The organism is Salinicola peritrichatus, assembly GCF_003206715.1.
GTDB classification, from domain to species: Bacteria; Pseudomonadota; Gammaproteobacteria; order Pseudomonadales; family Halomonadaceae; genus Salinicola; species Salinicola peritrichatus.
This window is the reverse complement of sequence record NZ_PZJU01000049.1, coordinates 23,585-44,221: the sequence shown is the minus strand read 5'-3', so window position 1 is coordinate 44,221 and position 20,637 is coordinate 23,585. Positions and strand designations below refer to the sequence as shown.

Sequence of the window (20,637 nt, the reverse complement as noted above, 5' to 3'; positions counted from 1 at the left end):
CGGCGTCGTCAGTTGACATTCAATCGCTTGGACGATGGGTTCAAGCCATGGCGGGTGCCGCATAAGAGATCGGAGCAGCCTGCGTCGCTTCTTCGAAGGTCACGATTTCATAAGCTTCGGGATGCGCCAGCAATTCACGACAGAGCTGATTGTTGAGGCCATGACCCGACTTGTAGCCCTTGAACTCGCCAATCAAACTATGGCCGAGCTGGTACAGATCGCCAATGGCGTCCAGCATCTTGTGCTTGACGAATTCATCATCGTAGCGCAGACCGTCCTGGTTCACGATACGGTAATCATCGACGACAATCGCATTGTCGAGACTACCGCCAAGCGCCAGATTCTGTGAGCGCAGGAATTCCAGATCCCGCATGAAACCGAAGGTGCGAGCACGAGACACCTCCTTGACGAAGGAGGTCGTCGAGAAATCGACGCTGGCAGTCTGCTTCTGCTGTTCGAAAACGGGATGATCGAAGTCGATCGCGAAGCTGACCTTGAAGCCGTTATGCGGCAGAAACGCCGCCTGCTTGCCATCATCGTTGACGCTCACTTCGCGCTTGATGCGAATGAACTGCTTCGCTGTCGCCTGCTCGGCGATACCTGCCGACTGAATCAGAAAGACGAACGGGCCGGCGCTGCCGTCCATGATCGGCACTTCCGGTGCGCTCAGCTCGACGTAGACGTTATCGATGCCCAAACCGGCGAAAGCCGACATCAAATGCTCGACCGTGGCGACCTTGACGCCATCTTTGGACAGCGCGGTGCAAAGGTTGGTGTCGGTGACGCTTTCAGCATGGGCCGGAATGTGCACCACCGGGTCGAGATCGGTACGCACGAACACGATGCCGGTATTGGGCAGCGCAGGACGCAGCGTCAGATACACTTTCTCTCCGGAGTGGAGCCCCACGCCAGTGGCGCGGATCGTGTTCTGCAACGTTCGTTGTTTGATCATGGCATCGACCTGACAGTCAAATAGTTTGGAAACGGTGTTCACTATAACACCAAACAACCGTTCCGCCAAACAGTCCGACGTTACAGAATGATGGCAGGCAGACTAAAAACCTATCAATCCGCCTGACGACGCAAGAATGCCGGGATGTCCAGATAATCATCCATGTCCGAGGTCTTGCGCTTCTCCTGCTGCGATTTTTTCGCAGCCGCTTCCTGCTCGGCACGCGCGGCTTGCTGACGCATCACCGCCGGCTGCTGGAGCTTGCGATAATCGGTCGTCTCCGGGCGAGAGGCAACGCTTTCGCGCGGAACCGCCTTCTCTTTCTGGGCATCCAGCCCCGCAGCAACGACGGTGACTCGCAGCTCGTCGGACATTTCCATGTCGATGGAAGTCCCCACCACGATGGTGGCGTCCTGGGAGGCGAATTCCTGAACCGTCGCCCCCACGTCGTTGAACTCACCGATGGAGAGATCCGGGCCAGCCGTGATATTGACCAGAATACCACGCGCCCCGTGCAGATCGATGTCTTCGAGCAACGGGCTGCGAATGGCCTTCTCTGCGGCTTCGCGAGCGCGATTCTCACCGGTCGCAGCGCCGGTTCCCATCATTGCCATGCCCATTTCCGACATCACCGTACGCACGTCGGCGAAGTCGACGTTGATGATGCCCGGACTGGTGATCAGCTCGGCAATGCCTTGCACGGCACCTAACAGCACATCGTTGGCAGCGCTGAAAGCGGTCAACAGGCTGGCGTTCTTGCCCAGTACCGAAAGCAGCTTCTCGTTAGGAATGGTGATCAGCGAGTCGACGTATTCGGACAGCGCCTTCATGCCCTCTTCCGCCGCGCGCATCCGCTTGGGCCCCTCGAACGGGAACGGACGAGTGACGACGGCGACAGTCAGGATGCCCAGTTCCTTGGCTACCTGGGCGACGACGGGCGCGCCACCGGTACCGGTACCGCCACCCATGCCGGCGGTAATGAAGATCATGTCCGCGCCTTGCAGCATTTCGGCGATGCGCTCGCGATCTTCCATCGCCGCCTGACGGCCGACATCGGGATTCGCCCCGGCGCCCAGCCCCTTGGTGATCTCGCCACCCAGTTGAAGAACGGTCTTGGCCGCCACGCGCTTGAGCGCCTGGGCATCGGTGTTGGCGCAGATGAATTCGACGCCTTCGATGTTACTCTCGACCATGTGGTTGACGGCGTTGCCGCCGCCGCCGCCGACACCGATGACTTTGATGACTGCACTACTAGAAGGTGCATTATCTACTAGTTCGAACATTGCCCCGTCTCCAAGACCGCTTGCGGCCTGTCAGAAATTTCCTTTAAACCAGCCTTTGAGTCGCTCCAGCGTCGAAACCTCGTCCCTGGTTGCGCGCCGGGGAAAAGAGTCTTCCCGTTGAGGCTGGGCTGATGCTGCGCGAGAGTGCTTGGCGTCCTTCATTCCGTAGAGTAGCAAACCTACCCCCGTCGAATAAATCGGGTTACGCACTACATCCGCCAAGCCGCGAACATTGTATGGGCAGGCGACGCGAACCGGCATGTGGAATATCTCCTCCGCCAGCTCCACGACCCCCTCCATGCGGGACGTGCCGCCCGTCAGTACGACCCCGGCCGCCACCAGGTCCTCGTAGCCACTGCGGCGCAATTCTTCGCGCACCAGAGTGAAGAGTTCCTCGTAACGGGGTTCTACCACTTCCGCCAACGCCTGGCGGGAGAGATCCCGCGCCGGCCGATCGCCGACGCTCGGAACCTTGATCATTTCATCGCTGCTCGCCAGTTGCGTCAGCGCACAGGCGTACTTGACCTTGATGTCTTCGGCATACTGGGTCGGCGTGCGTAGCGCCATGGCGATATCGTTGGTCACCTGATCACCGGCAATCGGGATCACTGCCGTGTGGCGAATCGCCCCCTCGGTGAACACGGCAATATCCGTCGTGCCACCACCAATATCGACCATGCAGACGCCCAGTTCACGCTCATCCTCGGTCAATACCGCGTGACTGGAAGCGAGTTGTTCGAGGATGATGTCGTCGACCTCCAGGCCGCAACGCCGCACACACTTCTCGATGTTCTGGACGGCGTTCATCGCCGCCGTCACCAGGTGCACTCGTGCCTCCAGACGTACACCGGACATACCCAGGGGCTCGCGAATGCCTTCCTGGGTGTCGATCGCGAACTCCTGCGGTATGACGTGGAGGACGCGCTGGCCTTCGGAGATGGCGCGGGCACGGGCGGAATCGATGACACGCTCGATATCGGCCTGCCCGACTTCACGCTCCTTGATCGCCACGACACCATCGGAATTCATGGAGCTGATGTGGCTGCCGGCAATGCCGACATACACCGAATGAATGTCGCAGCCGGCCATCAGCTCGGCCTCTTCCACGGCACGCTGAATCGATTGAACGGTTGATTCGATATTGATCACGACACCCTTCTTCATACCACGCGAAGGATGTGAACCAATCCCGGCGATTTCCAACCCACCATCGTCAGTGGGTTGCCCCACGATGGCGACCACCTTGGATGTTCCGATATCCAGCCCGACCACCATATTGGAAGCGTTGGATTGTCCTGCCATAGGTCGGGGTCGCTCCTCAAACTTCACCGATAAAATCCGATAAAAAAGGGCCAATAAAGACTCGCGCTTATTATAGGAACAAGACAGCCTTTTTCACCAGCCTATTGTTGAGACAAAAGTCACATTAAGCGCTTTTTCTTTAAAAGGGAAATGGGAATCGAGTCGAAGGGTTTTTAGGTCGTGAGTGTTGCGAGTCGGCAACGTCACTCTTGGTCGATTCATCCGGCCTCGGAAATCGCACCAGCAACATTCAAGTCGGCCCTAGACGATGAGCATACGTAAGTCGACTGCGAGGCCACTCGCGGGCTTGCGATGAGTCTCGCACTTCCGTGAACGAATCACTCTTTCCCCGAGGCGGCTGCCGTTTCGCCATGCCAGGCGACCGAAACCCCGTTCGGATAACGCAAGTCGATGTAGCGCATCTGCGACGCTTGTTCCCCCAACTGTCGCCGCCATGCCGCAATAAAGCGTGCCAGTCGTGCGTCCAGATCGGTTCGTCCCAGAATCACCCAGACACCGTCATTGATCTGAAAGCGCCATGCACCGCGAGGTTCCAATCGCAGCTGCGTGATCGTAAGGCCCAGGTCCGAAAGTGTCTGGCGCAGAGAATCGTAGTAGGCCAAAACCTCGTGACCGCTACCTTCCGGCCCCCCCAGATCCGGCAAGCGGCGACCAAAATCGCTGACCGGTCCCGGTAGAAACGGCTGGCCACGGCTGTTCAGCAGGGCATCATCGTTCCATCGCGCGACAGGGTCCTGCTCATAGAGTTCGAAGCGCAGCGCATTGGGCCATTCCCGTGACACCTTGACCTCGCGCAGCCATTGTATGTGGCGAGCCTGATCACGCAGTGACGGAAGATCCAGCGACAACCAGGTATGACCTCTTACCAGCGGCGCCAGTTCCCGCTGCAGATAGCTGGCACTGACGTAATTCAGGTCGCCACTGATGGAGACGCGCGCGATCGGTTTATCCAGCCACAGCCACAGGGCCCTGCCGCCGGCGCCGAGGAGCGCAACGATCATGAGCAGGCCGAGGAGCGTTCCACGTGCGCTGGAATTCATGACACACCATCCTGTCGTCTCACCGCGCTCAAAGCGTCACCTCATCGAGATCGAGCCCACTTTTCGCCAGCCGTAGGGCGATACTGCCGACGTCACCGGCTCCCTGCGTGATGAGAATGTCGCCAGGATGCAACACGCGTGACAGCATCTCCGGTAGCGCAGCCTTCTCCTCGACGAACAGCGGGTCGACCTGTCCGCGTTGACGAATCGATCCCGCCAGCGTCTTGCCTTCCGCGCCCGGTATCGGTGCCTCGCCGGCACTGTAGACGTCCAGCAGCAGTAAAGTATCGACACTGGAAAGCACGCGAACGAAGTCCTCGTACAGATCGCGCGTACGGGTGTAGCGGTGAGGCTGGTAGACCATCACCAACCGCCGCTCGGGCCATCCCCCGCGTACGGCACGAATGACCATCTCGACTTCGCGGGGGTGATGGCCGTAGTCGTCGACCAACATGACTTCGCCGCCGGACTTGAGCGGGTAATCGCCATGTACCTGGAAGCGCCGGCCCACGCCGCCGAAGGTCGCGAGCCCCCTGACGATGTCGTCATCGGAGATGCCGGCGTCGGTGGCCACGGCAATAGCTGCCAGCGCGTTGAGCGCATTGTGCGCGCCGGGCATCGACAACCGGATATCCAGGTCTTCAAAACCCTCCGGCCGTTCGGCAACGAAACGAATCTCGCCCGCCTGCTGGCGAAACTTCCGCACCCGGTAGTCGGCATCATCGCTGAAGCCGTACGTCACGAAATGACGCTGCACCTGGGGCAGCAATTCGCGCACGTTGTCGTCGTCGAGGCACAACACTGCCCGCCCATAGAAAGGCAGATTGTGCAGGAATTCGACGAAGGTCGTCTTCAGTCGCGAGAAGTCGCCATCGTAGGTCGCCATGTGGTCGGCATCGATATTGGTGACGATCGCCGTCATCGGCTGTAGGTGCAGGAAAGAAGCATCGGATTCGTCGGCCTCGGCGACCAGGAAATCCCCCGCTCCCAGGCGGGCATTGGTACCGGCACTGGTCAATTTACCGCCGATCACGAAGGTAGGATCGAGCCCCGCCTCGGCGAACAGCGTCGACAACAGGCTCGTGGTGGTGGTCTTGCCGTGCGTCCCGGCAACCGCAATGCCATGACGGAAGCGCATCAATTCCGCGAGCATCTCCGCCCGGCGCACCACCGGTATCCGATGTTCTCGCGCCCATCGAAGTTCCGGATTCGCCGGATCGACGGCCGTCGACACCACGACCACATCGGCCCCCTCGGCATTATGGGAAGCGTGGCCGATCGCCACGCGGATACCGCAGTCACGCAGATGGTGAGTGACTGCCGATTCACGGAGATCACTTCCGCTGACTTCGTAGCCTTCGTTGGCGAGGACTTCGGCGATACCGCACATCCCGGCTCCGCCGATACCGACGAAATGAATGCCCCGAATGCGCCGCATGCCGAGGTGCGACGGCGTCGGGCGCGTTTGAATGCTATCGCTCAAAACCGATCTCCATGCAGCCGTCGACCAAGCGCTCGACGGCATCCAGATGGGCCACCCGACGCGCCTGAACGGCCATGTGCGCGAGCACGTCGGGGCGCAGTAGTGACTCGAGCGCCACCGTGAGTCGCTCCGGGGTGAGCTCGGCCTGCTGTATCAATTCCGCGCCACCGGCCTCGACCAGATGACGCGCGTTGTGCGTCTGGTGATCGTCGACCGCGTGCGGGAACGGCACCAGCAGCGACGGCTTGGCCGCCGCGGTCAACTCCGCGATGGTCAAGGCACCGGCCCGGCAGACGATGACATCCGCCCAATCGTACGCCTCGGCCATGTCGTCGATAAAGGCGCTGACATCGGCCTCGACAGCGGCCGCGCGATAGGCCTCGCGCGTGGTGTCATCCTTGTCCCGCCCGGCCTGATGGCGCACCCGGGGCCGCCGCGCGGGATCCAATTGTGCCAACGCCAGCGGCAACTTTTCGTTGAGCGATTGCGCACCGAGGGAGCCGCCGAGCACCAGCAACTGCAAGGGCCGATCGCGCATCTGCTGCGCGCTCTTCGGATGCTCTCCCAGAGCGGCGATATCGTCACGCACCGGGTTGCCGACGACCTCGGCCCTGCCTCCGGGAAAGGCTCCCGGAAAAGCGGCGTAGACCCGCGTCGCCAGCCGCGCCAGCGAACGATTGGTCAGGCCAGCGATAGCGTTCTGTTCGTGCACGATCAGCGGCTTGCCGCTCAAACGGGCAGCGAGGCCGCCCGGCCCGCTGGCGAAACCGCCCAGACCGACGACCAACTGCGGTTCGAAGCGCCGGATCACCCGATGCGATTGCCAGATGGCGCGGCTCAGACGCCACGGCACCGCCAGCCAACCGGCGAGACCGTTGCCCCGCAGCCCCGACACGTCGATGCGGTGCAACGGGATGCCCGCGGCCGGCACCAGCCGGTTTTCGATGCCACGAGGGCTACCGAGCCATTCGACTTCGACACCGCGCTCGCCCAACGCCTTGGCCAGGGACAGCGCCGGTACCACGTGACCGCCGGTACCACCGGCCATGATCAACACCCGTCGGGATCGACTCACGATGCAGCCTCCGCCGGCTCGGGCCTGGCCGTTGGCGCCGAGCGTCGCTGGCGCCGCCGCACTTCGGCGTCGACGCGAAACAGGATGGCGACCATGATGCCGCTAATGACCAGGCTCGAGCCGCCGTAACTCAACAGCGGCAGCGTCAACCCCTTGGTCGGCAGCATGCCGGCGCTGACCGAGATGTTGATGAAGGCCTGGGCACCGATGACCAGCGCAATGCCGTAACAGAGATAGGCAGCGAACGGAATGCCGGCCAGCTCGGCCTTGCGCCCGATGCGGAAGGCGCGAAAGACCAGCAGCGCAAACAGCAGGATCACGCCGACCGCGCCGAAGAGTCCCAATTCCTCGGCCAATACCGCGAACACGAAGTCGGTATGCGCCTCCGGCAGGTAAAAGAGCTTCTGCACGCTATTGCCGAGGCCAAGACCGAACCAGTGGCCACGCCCGAAGGCGATCAGCGCCTGCGTCAGCTGATAGCCGGTGTTGTACTGGTCGGCCCAGGGATTGGCGAAGCTGGTGATACGCTGCAGGCGGTAGGGCTCGGCCACCGCGAGCATCACGGCACCGGAACCGACGATGACCAGGATCAACAAAAAACGCCACAGCGGTGCGCCCGACAGCAGCAGCATGCCCATCACGCAGCCGGTCAGTACCACCACCGCACCATAGTCCGGCTCGAGGATCAGCAGGAAGCCGATCAATGCCATCACCGCCAATGGCCGCAGAAAGGCGCCCCAGGTCCGGCGCACTTCCGGCAGGTAGCGCTCGAGATAGCCGGCGATATAGACGATCAGAAACAGCTTGGCGACTTCGGATGCCTGAACGTTGACGATTCCGAGCGGAATCCAGCGTCGACTGCCGTTGATCTCGCGACCGACGAACAGCACCACGAACAGCAGCAGCAAACCGACGATCAGCAGCATCGGCCCCTTTTCGCGCCACCAGTCCAGCGGTAGCCGTACCGTCACCAGGGCGATGCCGATCGAGGCAAGCACGAAAACGCCATGACGAATGCTGAAATAGTACGGATTGCCGGTGAGGCTCGCGGCGATCTCGGTCGATGCCGAGGTCACCATGACCCAACCGATCAGCATCAACGACAGCGCCGACAGCAGCAGCCAGCCATCGAAAGCCTGGTATCGCGTGGTAAATCTCTCTTCTAGCGCCTTCAGCATGCGGCTTCCTGCCCTTGCTCGAGGATCTCGCGAAAGGTCTCTCCGCGAACCAGATAATTCGGAAATTGATCGAGACTGGCACAGGCCGGCGACAACAGCACGCAGTCGCCCGGCCGGGCGATCGACGCCGCTCGCCGCATCGCCTGCTGGAGCGTGTCGACGCGTCGGGTCGGAACCCTGGCGGCGAGCGCGTCCACCAGTTGGTCGGCATCCCGGCCAAAGACGATGGCCTCCCGCGCATGGCGCGACAGCGGCTCGGCCAACGGAGAGAAGTCGGCCCCTTTGCCTACGCCCCCGCCCAGCCAGATCAGGCGCCCGCTCAGCGTCTCGCCAAGACCGGCGATGGCCGCCAGCGTCGCGCCGACGTTGGTCCCCTTGGAGTCGTTGATCCAGCGCACGCCATTGCGCTCCGCGACGATCTCGCCGCGATGCGGGAGTCCCGGAAAACGCGCAAGCACCCGGCGTATCGCCGACCAGGGCAACCCCATGACATCGGCGATGGCGGCTGCCGCCAGCGCATTGGCCTGATTGTGACGACCGGCCAGGCGCAATTCGGCGACCGGCATCAGCCCCTGATCGCCGCGACACAACCAGGCCTCGCGATCGGCGGAGACGGCAGCGATGCCCCACTCGTCCGGTGCCGGCGCGCGGGTGGTGAAGCGCGTGAGCAGCGGTGCAGGCTCCTCGGGACCAAAACCCTCATGCCCAAAATTTCCGGGCCAAGTCGCCGTATCCTCGGCATTCACCACGGCGTGCTCGGCGCCAGCGAAGATGCGCGCCTTGGCAAGCCGATAGCTCTCCATGTCGCCGTGGCGGTCGAGGTGGTCGGCCGATAGATTGAGGAAGGCGGCACAGGTCGCGCCCAGATGCTCGATAGTCTCGAGCTGGAAACTCGAAAGCTCCAGCACGAACAGCTCGGCGTCGGGCTTGTCGAGCAACAGATCCAGTGCCGCGTCACCCAGATTGCCACCGACCGCGACCTTGCGGCCCGCTTCCCGGGCTATTTCCCCCACCAGCGTGGTCACCGTGGATTTGGCGTTCGACCCGGTGATGGCGACGAGGGGCGCACGGCAGTATCGGGCGAAGAGCGCGATCTCCCCGACTACCCGGTGGCGCATCGGCAGGAGACCCGCGCGCTCGAGATCGATGCCGGGGCTGACGACGATCTCCGCGAACGACTCGAGATCCAGCGCCGCCAGCGTGCCGAGATGCAGTTCGACCCCGGAGTAGCGTTGACGAAACGCCTCCACGCCGGGAGGTTCGGCGCGAGTGTCCGCCATCACGAAGGACTCGCCCCGCGCGGACAGGAAACGGGCGATGGCCCGGCCGGAAATGCCCAGCCCGACCACCAGCCGGCGACCGACCGGCGCCTCGTCGTCGCAACGCGCCACATCCGTGGCAGTCATGCTGTTTCCCGAACGTCTTTCATCCATGACGTTAGCGCAGTTTGAGTGTCGCCAGCCCCAGCAGGACCAGCATCACGGTGACGATCCAGAAACGCACGATGACGCGGGGTTCGGGCCATCCCTTGAGCTCGAAATGGTGATGCAGCGGCGCCATGCGAAAGATTCGCCGCCCGGTGAGCTTGTAGGAACCGACCTGCAGGATGACCGACACCGTCTCCATCACGAACACCCCGCCCATGATGAACAGCACGATCTCCTGACGCACGATCACCGCCACCACGCCCAGCGCCGCGCCCAGGGCCAGCGCGCCGACATCGCCCATGAACACCTGGGCGGGATAGGTGTTGAACCACAGAAAACCGAGACCGGCCCCGGCGATGGTGCCGCAGAACACCGCCAATTCGCCCGCCCCCGGCACTTCGGGGATATGCAGATAGTTGGCGAACACCGCGTTCCCGCTGGCATAGGCGAACACCGCCAGCCCCATCGATACCAGTACGGTCGGCATGATCGCCAGCCCATCCAGACCGTCGGTGAGATTGACCGCATTGGAGCTGCCGACGATCACCAGGTAACTGAGCACGATATAGAACGCCCCCAGCGGAATCACCACGTCCTTGAACAGCGGCACGATCAGGCTGATCTCGACCGGACTCGCGGCGGTGAAATAGAGCACCAGCGACACACCGAGCCCGATCACCGACTGCCAGAAGTACTTCCAGCGCGCCGGCAGACCACGTGGGTTCTTCTCGACCACCTTGCGGAAGTCGTCGACCCAGCCGATCGCCCCGAAGCCCAGCGTCACCACCAGCACCAGCCACACGTAGTGGTTGGTCAGATCGCCCCACAGCAAGGTACTGACCGCAATCGAGATCAGGATCATCGCCCCGCCCATGGTCGGCGTTCCCGCCTTGGAGAGATGCGATTGCGGGCCATCGTCGCGAACCGCCTGGCCGATCTGGCGCTCGACCAGCCGGCGGATCATTTGCGGCCCCATCCACAGGCTCAGAAACAGCGCCGTCAACGTTCCCAGGATCACCCGCAGGGTCAGATATCCGAAGACGTTGAAAGCGCTTTGAAAATGCGTCAGCAGTTCAGCCAGGAAAAGCAGCATGAGTCAGTTTCACCTTGAAGCATCAGCACGCAGCGCGGCGACGAGTCGCTCCATACCGGCGCTGCGTGATCCCTTGACCAGCACGCTGGCCCGGGAAGGAAGCTGGTCGCGGGCGAAACGCTCGAGCGCCGCCCAGTCGTCGAAATGGCGGCCTTCGTCGCCGAAGGCCTCGGCCGCGGCCCGTGCGGCGTCACCGTGCGTGCCCAGAAAATCGATGCCGAGCGCGCGCGCCATACGCCCGACCTCGGCGTGCAGTCGCTCGGCGTCGCTCCCCAACTCGCCCATGGGCCCGAGGAAACACCAGCGCGGCGCCGGCATTGTCGCCAGCACTTCCAACGCCGAGCGCATCGCGCCGGGATTGGCATTGTAAGTGTCGTCGATCAGGCGGCTATCGCGAATGCCGGCCAGTACCTGCATGCGCCCGGCCAGCGCCTGAACGGCTTCGAGCCCGGCGACGATTTCCGCGGGCGTGAAGCCGAGCGCATGGGTTGCCGCCGCCGCCGCCAACGCATTGCGCACGTTGTGTCGCCCGATCAGCGCAAGCGCCACTCGCACCGAGGTTTCGCCGGGCAGCGACAGCGTGAAAGCATAACGTCCACCGCTGTCGCAGGCCAGATCGCCGGCGGTCACGCTGGCCGGCGTCTCGATGGCGAAATCGACGACCCGGCTACGTCCCGCCAACGTCCGCCAGACCGGAAAATAGCGCTCTTCCCGATCGAGTACGGCACAACCGTCGGTGGGCAGGCCGGCGAGGATTTCGCCCTTGGCCTGGGCGATCTGCCCCATGCCGCCGAACTCGCCGACGTGGGCACCGGTGACGTTGGTGATGATCGCGACCTGGGGCTTGGCCAGCGCCGTGGTCCAGGCGATCTCTCCCAAGTGGTTGGCGCCCAGCTCGATCGCCGCGTAGCGCTGGCTCGACGTCAGTTCCAGCAGCGTCAGCGGCGCGCCGATGTCGTTGTTGAGATTGCCGCGGGTCGCCAGCGTCGGTGCCCGTTGCGACAGAATCGACGCTAACAGCTCCTTGACCGTGGTCTTGCCGCTGTTGCCGGTCACCGCCACCAGTTGCCCATGCCACGCCAGACGGTGCGCGCGAGCCAGCAGCCCCAGCGCCAGGCGCGTATCGGGCACCACGATCTGCGCCAGCGGATCCTGCAGCGGACGCGATACCACGGCCCCAACGGCGCCCTTTTCACGCGCCTGGGCAATGAAGTCATGAGCATCGAAACGCTCGCCCGCGAGCGCCACCAACAGATCCCCGGCTTGCAGGCTCCGGGTATCGGTGACGATCCGGGAAGCCCGGGCATCGGGGCCATTCAGGGAACCGCCGAGGCGCGCGGCGATCGCGCTCAATGTTTCGTTCATGCCGACGCTCCCCGATCGCGGCCGGTTCGTTCACGACAAGCCCGGGCGGCCACCGCGAGATCGCTGAACGGATATCGCACGCCGGCGATCTCCTGATAATCCTCGTGCCCCTTGCCGGCGATCAGCACGATGTCGTCCGCGCCGGCCTGGGCGATGACCCGTTCGATCGCCTCGCGCCGGCCGTCGATCGACCAGGCGCGCTCCCGTGCCGCCGGCGTCAATCCGGCCAGGATCTGATCACGAATCTCCGCGGCGTCTTCGCCGCGCGGGTTGTCGTCGGTGATCACGACCCGGTCGGCGAGCCTTTCGGCCACGGCGGCCATCAGCGGACGCTTGCCGCTATCGCGATCGCCGCCACAGCCGAACACGCACCAGAGCTGGCCACCGGCTCGTGCCGGCAGATGCTCGCGCAGGGCCGACAGCGCATTGTCCAGCGCATCCGGCGTGTGGGCGTAGTCGATGACCACCACGGGCGTCGAGTCGCCAGCTTCCCTGGACAGGCGCTGCATACGCCCCGGCACCGGCTGCAGGCGCGCCGCCGCCGGCCAGAGTTCGGCGAGCGAATATCCGAGACCGTAGAGGGTGGTCATCGCCAGCAGTGCGTTGTCGAGATTGAAGCGCCCCATCAGCGGCAGCTCCAGTATGTGCTCGTCCTCGGGCGACGCAATGACCGCTCTCACTCCCCCGGGCAGCGCCTCGCAAGCGATCACGCGGAGCGTCGTGGCTTCCCCGGCGCCGGTGGCCAGCACCCGCACGCCTTCGGGAAGCCCCGCCAGCATCAGCCGGGCCAAGGGGTCGTCGCCATTGACCACGGCCAGTTGCAGGCCCGCGCGGCGGAACAGCCTGGCCTTGGCCGCAGCGTAGGCGGCCATGCTGCCGTGGTAATCCAGATGGTCGCGACTCAGGTTGGTAAACACTGCCACCTGGACACGGCTGTCGCCCAGGCGCTCCTGCTCCAGGGCATGGGATGACACTTCCATGGCGACGGTGCCGACCGACACCCGCGCCATCTCTCCCAGCATCCGCTGCAGTTCCAGCGGACCGGGCGTGGTCTGCAACGCCGGACTCAATTCGCCGGGACGGCCATAACCGAGCGTCCCGATCACGCCTGCCGGCTGACCCAACGACTCCAGCAACGCGGCGATATAGTGAGTCACCGAGCTCTTGCCGTTGGTACCGGTGACACCGATCAACCTCATCGATTCGGGCACCGCGAACAGCGCCCGCCCCAGCTCGGCGAGTCTTGTCACGAGCCCCGATAGCGCAATGATGCGATCATCACGCTTCCACGCGGCATCCAGCCCCTGTGCTTCGCAGAGCACACCGGCGGCACCGGCTTCCAGCGCCTGGACGATATAGTCGCGACCGTCGACATGCACGCCGGGAACGGCGAGAAACAGCTCTCCCTGTCGCAGGTTGCGACTGTCGAGCGCGAGCCCTATCTCGGCCGCGTCGTCGAACCACGCCTGCAGCCGTGCCGCGTCCAGCTGTTCGGGCCAGCCGGCCGCCAATGCGTCCACCAAGCGTGAAGTGTCGACTTTCATGGCGATGTCTCCTCCACCGGCTGGTCCGGCGGCACATCGAGCAGCCGCAGGGCGCTGCCGACGACCCTACTGAACACCGGCGCCGCCACCAGGCCGCCGTAATAATCGCCCTTCTTGGGATTGTCGATCATCACCACGGTGACGATGCGTGGGTCCGACGCCGGCGCGATACCCGCGAATAGTCCGCGATACTCGGTTTCCTGATATCCCTGGCTGGTCACCTTGCGCACCGTCCCGGTCTTGCCGGCGATGCGGTAGCCGGGAACCATCGCCAGGTGGCCGCCGGCATTGGGCTTGACGATCTGCTCCAGCATCTCCAGCAGTTCATGCGCGACCTTGGGCGACATCACCTGCTCGCTGTCCGGCTGGCCGTCGACCTTGAGCAGCGACGGCGGCAGCCGGCGACCATCGTTGGCGATCGCCGTATAGGCGCTGGCCAGCTGCAGCGGCGTCACCGCGATGCCATAACCGTAAGCCATGGCGGCCTGGGAACTGCGTGCGAGGTTGGCCAATGACGGCAGGCTGCCGCCGTTCTCGCCCGGAAACCCCGTTCCCGGCGACTGCCCCAGGCCCAGCTCGCGATAGCGATTCCAGATGGTGTCCTTGGGCAGTTTGAGTGCGATATGCGACATGCCGATGTTCGAAGAGTGCAGCAAGATCCCGGCGGGCGTGAGTTTACCGTAGTTGCGGAAGTCACGAATGGTATAGCCATCGACCACCATCCAGCCGGGCGATGTATCGATGATCGTGTCCGGGGTTATCTCGCCGCTGGCCAACGCCGCCGACATCGCCAGCGGCTTCATCACCGAGCCCGGCTCGATGGCATCGGTAATCGCCTGATTGCGCAATCCGCGTACGTCGACATCGGAACGATTGTTGGGGTTGTAGGAGGGCAGATTGGCCATCGCCAGCACTTCGCCGGTACGCGCGTCCAGCATCACCAGCGAGCCGCCGTCGGCATCGTTCTCGCGAACCCCGGCGGCCAGCTCGCGATAGGCCATGTACTGCAGGCGCAGGTCGATCGACAGCGTCAGATCGCCGCCCGGCTTGGCTGCCTCGATCAGGTGCAGGTCGCGCACCAGCCGCCCCTTACGATCCTGGAGCACGCGGCGCTTGCCGGGCTGGCCGGTGAGGTAGCGATTGTAGGCGAGCTCGAGACCTTCCTGGCCCTGATCGTCGACATTGGTGACGCCGACCAGCTGGGCCGCGACCTCTCCCGCCGGGTAGTAGCGCTTGTATTCGTCGCGCGCATAGACCCCCGCCATCTGCAGGTCGAGCACCGGCTTGGCCTCGGCGGGCGTCAGCTGGCGCCGGAGGTACATGAACTCGTGCTTCGAGTAGCGCTCGATACGCTCGCGCAATTGCTGCGGATTCACTTTCAGCGCCTGCGCCAACAGCGTCTGCTGAATCGGATCCTGCGGCAACTCCTGCGGATTGGCCCACAGCGTGACCACCGGCGTGGAAATCGCCAGCGGATCGCCGTTGCGATCGCTGATCATGCCGCGATGGGCACCGATCGTCTCGACCCGCAGCGTGCGCGCATCCCCCTGGTTCTGCAAAAAGCTGCGATCGATCACCTGCAGATAGACGACGCGACCGACCAGCGCCGACAACGCGACCAGAATGATCAACAGCATGAACCAGTAGCGACCGGCTCCCAGTGGCGCATCCGGCGCCCGTGTCTTGGGCGTCGCCGAGCGGCGCGATGCACTCATGGACGGATCACCTTGACTTCGTCGACGCTCGGTACGCGCATGTCCAGACGCTGGCTGGCGAGCGACTCGATCCGAGCCGGCGACGACCAGGTGCTCTCTTCGAGCAGCAGACGCCCCCACTCCGTCTGCAAGGCGTCGCGCTGGTTCTCGAGCTTCTGTAGACGAGCGTACTGCAGGCGGGTCAGGTGGGACGTGCTGATGATCGCCAAGGCGGTGATCAGGATGGCAACCACCAGGATACTCAACAGGAACGAACGCGAGCCCGCACGGCGGGCAAATGGCCAGTCGCCGATTCCCAGCGGACTGCGTCTTCCTTGAACGGCCATGTGACTCCTTTACACCAACTTCTCGGCGATGCGCATCACCGCGCTACGCGCGCGGGGATTGGCATCGACTTCGCTCGCACCGGGGCGCAGCGCCTTGCCCACCGGCTTGAGCCGCTTGTTGAGCTGATCCTCGCGTATCGGCATGCCCCGGGGCAAGTGAGTGTCGCCGCGAGACTGATCGCGGATGAAACGCTTGACCAGCCGATCCTCCAGCGAGTGGAAGCTGATCACCACCAGCCTGCCACCGGGAGCCAGGGCATTCAGTGCAGCGGTCAACGCTCGCTCGAGCTGGCCGAGTTCGTCGTTGAGATGGATGCGAATGGCCTGAAACACTCGTGTCGCCGGATGCTTGCCTTTTTCCCACGCGGGATGCGCGGCCTTGACGATCTCGGCGAACGGATGGGTATGGGTAATCGGCGCTTCGCGCCGGGCAGCGACGATGGCCCGGGCGATGCGCTTGGCGAAGCGTTCCTCGCCATAGGTCTTGAACACCCGCGCCATCTCCTGCTCGTCGCTGCGCGCGAGCCATTCGGCGGCGCTGATGCCCGAAGCGGGATCCATGCGCATGTCCAGCGGGCCGTTGCGAAGAAAGCTGAAACCGCGCTCGGGGTCATCCAGTTGCGGTGACGAAACGCCGACATCGAGAAGCACGCCGTCGAGCCGTCCCTCGAGCCCTTCGGCAGCCGCGTGGCGGTCGAGTTCGGCGAACACGCCGCGGCGGATGATAAAGCGCGGGTCGTCGATCTGGGCGGCGGCCTCGAGCGCCGCCGGGTCGCGGTCGATGGCCAACAATCGCCCGCTGGCGTCCAGACGCTGAAGGATCGCGCGCGAATGACCGCCGCGACCGAAGGTGCCGTCGAGATAGGCGCCCGCCGGCGACTGCACCAGGGCGTCCACGGCACCGTCGAGCAGAACGCTGGTGTGGCGGAAGTCCGGTAGACCGGCCGTACCGCTTGCGGGTGCCTGTGGAGCGTTGTCGCGGTGCAGCATGGGGTTCTCGGTTACGGACGGCGAAAAATCGAAGAGGGAGTCGGCCGATAAGCCGGGTTCTGTCGAGGACAGTCATTCATCTAGGAGACGCGTCACCGCGCCTCTCGAGCAACCTACCCGGATCCAGCGCGGGCCGCGCCAAAGGATCCCTATTTGGTCTTGCTCCAGGTGGGGTTTACCGTGCCACGCTCTGTTGCCAGGCGCGCGGTGCGCTCTTACCGCACCCTTTCACCCTTACCGGCAGCGAATCGCTGCTTAGGCGGTCTACTCTCTGTTGCACTGGCCGTCGGCTTGCGCCGCCCAGGCGTTACCTGGCACCTTGCCCTGTGGAGCCCGGACTTTCCTCCCCCGGACTGGCCGGCGGCGACTGTCTGGCCGACTCCCAAGCGCGCAAGAATACCAGCCCCCCGAGGCCCTCTCAAGGCTGCCGTGGTGCGTTGCCCGATTGATTGTCGAGCCCCTCGAAAGCGTCGCCCGACGGCGACAATTTCCGGCTCGAATGCGCCCGTTCAGTCTGGCTCGCCATCCGCCTTGAGCCGCAGCGCGAGTTGATACCACTGTTTGCGGCGCCCGCCCAGCATCCGGGTCGCCACGGCCGCAGCGCTCTTCACCGCCACCCCTTCGTCGAGCAGCGCCTGGATCAGCGCCTCTCCCTCACTGTCATCCGTCGTCGTATCGGCCGGCGGCGCTCCTGCCAGCATCACCACGAACTCGCCGCGCGCCTGGTCGGGATCGGCCTCCATCCGCTGCAACAATTCCGCCGCCGTGCCGTCCAGCAGGGTCTCGAACGTCTTGGTCAGCTCCCGCGCCAACACCACCTGGCGCTCGCCCAGGGTCTGTTCGATGTCGCCGAGCAGATCGCGAATGCGATGCGGCGACTCATAGAAGACGCGCGTCTCTGCGCGCATGGCTCCCATCTCCAGCTGACGCCGGCGCGAGGCCGACTTGGCGGGCAGAAACCCCTCGAAGGTGAAACGATCGGTGGGCAGACCCGCCACGCTGAGTGCGGCAATCAGCGCACTAGGGCCGGGAACCGGCACCACCCGGCAGCCGGCACGCCGCAACTCCCGCACCAGCACGAAGCCGGGATCGGAAATCAGCGGCGTCCCCGCATCGCTGACCAGGGCTAGTTGGCCCCCGGCCTCGAGCCGCTCGCGCAGACGCGCAACCCGCGCCGCTTCGTTATGTTCGTGCAGCGAAATCAATGGACGCTCGATACCGAGGTGCTGGAGCAGCCGCAGCGTGTGGCGGGTATCTTCCGCGGCGATGGCATCCACTTGCGCGAGCGTGCGCGCCGCCCGGGCGCTCATGTCTTCGAGATTCCCAATCGGCGTAGCGACCACGTACAATACGCCTTCCTTTGTCTCGCTCATTCGATACCATCCCGGATAGAGGTGCATTCAGACATTACGCCTGCCGAGCAGGCGCCACTTGTCAGTTCAAGGAACCGTCCAAAGGGATTGGACTGTCGGCCGACGACACCGCCGACTCTCATGGCTCGTCCGGCGGAACAAGGAACGGGGCCAGCCATGTCGATCACCGCGATCGGCCGCAAGACCGCCAGGCCTCTCAACACGTAAAGGGAAAGACACTATGCGTTACGCGCTGCGGCGATTTCTCCTGCCATTGATGGCAACACTGATTCTGGCAGGCTGTGCCGGCCAGGGCATGATGCAGAGCATCACCGGCCCGAGCGCCGAGGAGCTGCTCGAGCAAGCCAACCAGCAGAGCGGACAGCAGGCTGCGGCGACCCGTCTCGAAGCGGCCGACATGCTAGCACGCCAGAGCGACTCGGCGCAGGCACTGCAGATCGCCGGGCAGATCGACAGCGCTCAGCTCGACGCCTCCCAGCGGGTGCGCTGGGCCATGGTGCTTTCCGATGCGGGGCTCGCCGAGGAGGATGGCTGGAGCGTCATCCGCGCCACCGACATCCTGAACAGCACGACCCCCATCGCCCAGGACGACGCCCAGACGCTACGCTACCGTCGCGGCATCGCTCTGAACATGATCGGAGAACCCGAGGCGGCGTCGCGCCTGCTGATCGGTCTGCAGCGCGACAATGCGCCCTATGAGCTCAACGACGAGATCTGGAAGCCGCTGTCGCGCCTGAGCCCCACCGCGCTCGATGCCCTGGCCGCCATCAGCGACGACCCGATCACTCAGGGCTGGGTCGATCTGGCCCGGCTCTATCGTACCAGCGGCGGCGACGTCTCCGGCCTCTTCGACCGCCTGGATCAGTGGCGCAGCCGTTATCCGGACCACCCCGCCAATCGCCGCCTGCCCCAGGACCTGACGGCGCTGCGCCAGGTCGAGGGCAACGAGATCGACCAGATCGCGGTGTTGCTGCCGGAGAGCGGACCGCTGGCCAGCATCGCTTCGGCCATCCGTCAAGGGCTCGAAACCCGCGCTGACGACGCCAGGGCGCAAGGCGAGAACACGCCGCGGCTGACGTTCATCGACTCCAGCCAGCAGAACATCGACGCGCTGTACGCCCAGGCGACGATGAGCGGCGCCCAGGCGGTCATCGGCCCCCTGGACAAGGACAAGGTGAGCGAGCTGGAAAGCCGGGACAACGTCCCCCTGCCGACACTGGCGCTGAATTATGGCGAGCATTCGCGCAACAACGCCACCAACCTGTTCCAGTACGGACTGTCCGCCGAGGACGAGGCCCGCCAGGTCGCGCATCGCGCCCATCTCGACGGCCATCGCCGCGCCGGCATCATGGTGCCCGACAACGAATGGGGCTCGCGCATCCTGGCCGCTTTCCGCAAACGCTGGGAGGACGAAGGCGGCCGTGTCGCCTCGGTGGTCAGCTACGACCCTTCGGGTTCCGTGGCGAGCGCCGTACGCAACCTGCTCAACAGCGATCCTTCGAGCATGGACATGCTGTTTCTGCTCGCGCTACCCACTTACGCCCGGCAAGTGCCACCCACGCTGGATTTCTACTACGCCGCGGATCTGCCGATCTACGCAACGTCGCACCTTTACGAAGGCACGCCGCAACCGCGAGCCGACCATGACCTCAACGACGTCCAGTTCGTCGATATCCCGTGGATGATCCCCGACGCCGCCGTCGGCGGTGTCGACGCCCTGCCTTTCGTTTCCACCTACCGCCAACTGGTAGGCCAGGACGATCCGGGGCTACTCAAGCTGAACGCCATGGGCGTCGATGCGTTCGAACTCGCCCGCCGCCTGCCGTTGATCCAGGCACTGCCCAATACCCAGGTTTTCGGTGCCACCGGCAATCTGCAAGCACGCGATGACGGACGCATCCAGCGCACGCTGCCCTGGGCGCAGTTCCAGTCGGGGATTCCGCAGCCGCTGTTGATCGCACCGGCATCCCCCTCCGATGCCAGCGGATCGCCTGCCGATCTCGATGAACCGTCAACGGACACTGACACGACGGCCTCCGGCCAGGAACTCAACGGCGCGGCGCTGGATGACGGTGACAGCGTGCACGGCAACGACGATGGCAATTCGCTCTAATCCCCGCCAGCGCGGTCAGCTGGTCGAGCAGGCTACCGCTCGCTGGCTGGCTGAGCGCGGCTTGACGCTGGTGGCCAGCAATCGGCACGCCAAGGGCGGCGAGATCGACCTGATCATGCGCGATGGAGAGACACTGGTGTTCGTCGAGGTGCGTCATCGCCAGCGCCAGGACTACGGCCATCCGCTGGAAACCGTCACCGCCGCCAAGCAGCGACGCATCATCAAGGCGGCGCGTTTTTATCTACACACGCAGCGGCTATCATGTCCCTGCCGCTTCGACGTCGTCGGCGTGACCGGCAGCCACTCCGAACTCGAATTCGACTGGATTCGCGCCGCCTTCGACGCCTATTGATCCCG

General features: G+C 64.2%; 17 protein-coding genes and 1 other RNA gene. 2 read left to right on the top strand and 16 right to left on the bottom strand.

The genetic code is table 11. The annotated features are described in order from the left end of the window. Positions 1-40: 40 nt before the first annotated feature. The 16 genes from lpxC to rsmI all read right to left on the bottom strand — a co-directional run bounded on the left by lpxC (position 41) and on the right by rsmI (position 18,167). Complete coding sequence (gene lpxC / locus DOM57_RS16655; protein WP_110650314.1) at positions 41-952, bottom strand: UDP-3-O-acyl-N-acetylglucosamine deacetylase; 912 nt, start codon at positions 950-952, stop codon at positions 41-43. A gap of 113 nt (positions 953-1,065) precedes the next feature. After that, complete coding sequence (gene ftsZ, locus DOM57_RS16650) at positions 1,066-2,235, bottom strand: cell division protein FtsZ (RefSeq protein ID WP_110650313.1); 1,170 nt, start codon at positions 2,233-2,235, stop codon at positions 1,066-1,068. Positions 2,236-2,265: 30 nt separating this feature from the next. Continuing rightward, positions 2,266-3,537 (bottom strand): cell division protein FtsA, encoded by a 1,272-nt coding sequence (gene ftsA, locus DOM57_RS16645; protein ID WP_110650312.1) that lies wholly within the window; start codon positions 3,535-3,537, stop codon positions 2,266-2,268. Between the two features lie 338 nt (positions 3,538-3,875). Further along, positions 3,876-4,598 carry a cell division protein FtsQ/DivIB gene (locus tag DOM57_RS16640; RefSeq protein ID WP_110650311.1) on the bottom strand — a complete coding sequence of 241 codons (723 nt, stop codon included), beginning with the start codon at positions 4,596-4,598 and terminating at the stop codon, positions 3,876-3,878. A gap of 28 nt (positions 4,599-4,626) precedes the next feature. Next, positions 4,627-6,036: a UDP-N-acetylmuramate--L-alanine ligase gene (gene murC, locus DOM57_RS16635; protein ID WP_239496295.1), complete on the bottom strand. Its 1,410-nt coding sequence runs from the start codon at positions 6,034-6,036 to the stop codon at positions 4,627-4,629. Between the two features lie 34 nt (positions 6,037-6,070). Beyond that, a complete protein-coding gene (murG, locus tag DOM57_RS16630; RefSeq protein WP_239496294.1) occupies positions 6,071-7,129 on the bottom strand; it encodes an undecaprenyldiphospho-muramoylpentapeptide beta-N-acetylglucosaminyltransferase in 1,059 nt (352 codons plus the stop codon). A gap of 23 nt (positions 7,130-7,152) precedes the next feature. Then, the gene (ftsW, locus tag DOM57_RS16625; RefSeq protein ID WP_110650309.1) at positions 7,153-8,334 is read right to left on the bottom strand and encodes a putative lipid II flippase FtsW; all 1,182 of its coding nucleotides are present in this window, start codon (positions 8,332-8,334) and stop codon (positions 7,153-7,155) included. Then, positions 8,328-9,740: a UDP-N-acetylmuramoyl-L-alanine--D-glutamate ligase gene (gene murD, locus DOM57_RS16620; protein ID WP_110650308.1), complete on the bottom strand. Its 1,413-nt coding sequence runs from the start codon at positions 9,738-9,740 to the stop codon at positions 8,328-8,330. The genes ftsW and murD overlap by 7 nt, the downstream gene beginning before the upstream one ends. Before the next feature lie 31 nt (positions 9,741-9,771). Then, positions 9,772-10,854, bottom strand: coding sequence for a phospho-N-acetylmuramoyl-pentapeptide-transferase (gene mraY, locus DOM57_RS16615; protein WP_110650307.1), 1,083 nt, complete (start codon positions 10,852-10,854; stop codon positions 9,772-9,774). Between the two features lie 9 nt (positions 10,855-10,863). Beyond that, positions 10,864-12,219, bottom strand: a complete 1,356-nt coding sequence (locus DOM57_RS16610; protein WP_110650306.1) for a UDP-N-acetylmuramoyl-tripeptide--D-alanyl-D-alanine ligase — start codon at positions 12,217-12,219, stop codon at positions 10,864-10,866. After that, a complete protein-coding gene (locus tag DOM57_RS16605) occupies positions 12,216-13,763 on the bottom strand; it encodes a UDP-N-acetylmuramoyl-L-alanyl-D-glutamate--2,6-diaminopimelate ligase (RefSeq protein WP_110650305.1) in 1,548 nt (515 codons plus the stop codon). Before DOM57_RS16605 ends, DOM57_RS16610 begins: the two co-directional genes overlap by 4 nt. Beyond that, the gene (locus tag DOM57_RS16600; protein WP_110650304.1) at positions 13,760-15,478 is read right to left on the bottom strand and encodes a peptidoglycan D,D-transpeptidase FtsI family protein; all 1,719 of its coding nucleotides are present in this window, start codon (positions 15,476-15,478) and stop codon (positions 13,760-13,762) included. Before DOM57_RS16600 ends, DOM57_RS16605 begins: the two co-directional genes overlap by 4 nt. Continuing rightward, on the bottom strand, positions 15,475-15,804 hold the full coding sequence (ftsL, locus tag DOM57_RS16595) for a cell division protein FtsL (RefSeq protein ID WP_110650303.1): 330 nt from the start codon (positions 15,802-15,804) through the stop codon (positions 15,475-15,477). The genes DOM57_RS16600 and ftsL overlap by 4 nt, the downstream gene beginning before the upstream one ends. 9 nt (positions 15,805-15,813) lie before the next feature. Further along, positions 15,814-16,794, bottom strand: coding sequence for a 16S rRNA (cytosine(1402)-N(4))-methyltransferase RsmH (gene rsmH / locus DOM57_RS16590; protein WP_110650404.1), 981 nt, complete (start codon positions 16,792-16,794; stop codon positions 15,814-15,816). Between the two features lie 32 nt (positions 16,795-16,826). Next, an RNA gene (gene rnpB / locus DOM57_RS16585) (RNase P RNA component class A) lies at positions 16,827-17,177 on the bottom strand. Positions 17,178-17,303: 126 nt separating this feature from the next. Then, positions 17,304-18,167 (bottom strand): 16S rRNA (cytidine(1402)-2'-O)-methyltransferase, encoded by an 864-nt coding sequence (gene rsmI / locus DOM57_RS16580; protein ID WP_110650302.1) that lies wholly within the window; start codon positions 18,165-18,167, stop codon positions 17,304-17,306. Positions 18,168-18,387: 220 nt separating this feature from the next. Between rsmI and DOM57_RS16575 the strand changes: the two genes are divergently transcribed. After that, the gene (locus tag DOM57_RS16575; RefSeq protein WP_110650301.1) at positions 18,388-20,280 is read left to right on the top strand and encodes a penicillin-binding protein activator; all 1,893 of its coding nucleotides are present in this window, start codon (positions 18,388-18,390) and stop codon (positions 20,278-20,280) included. Continuing rightward, a complete protein-coding gene (locus DOM57_RS16570) occupies positions 20,264-20,632 on the top strand; it encodes a YraN family protein (RefSeq protein ID WP_110650300.1) in 369 nt (122 codons plus the stop codon). Before DOM57_RS16575 ends, DOM57_RS16570 begins: the two co-directional genes overlap by 17 nt. Positions 20,633-20,637 lie beyond the last annotated feature (5 nt).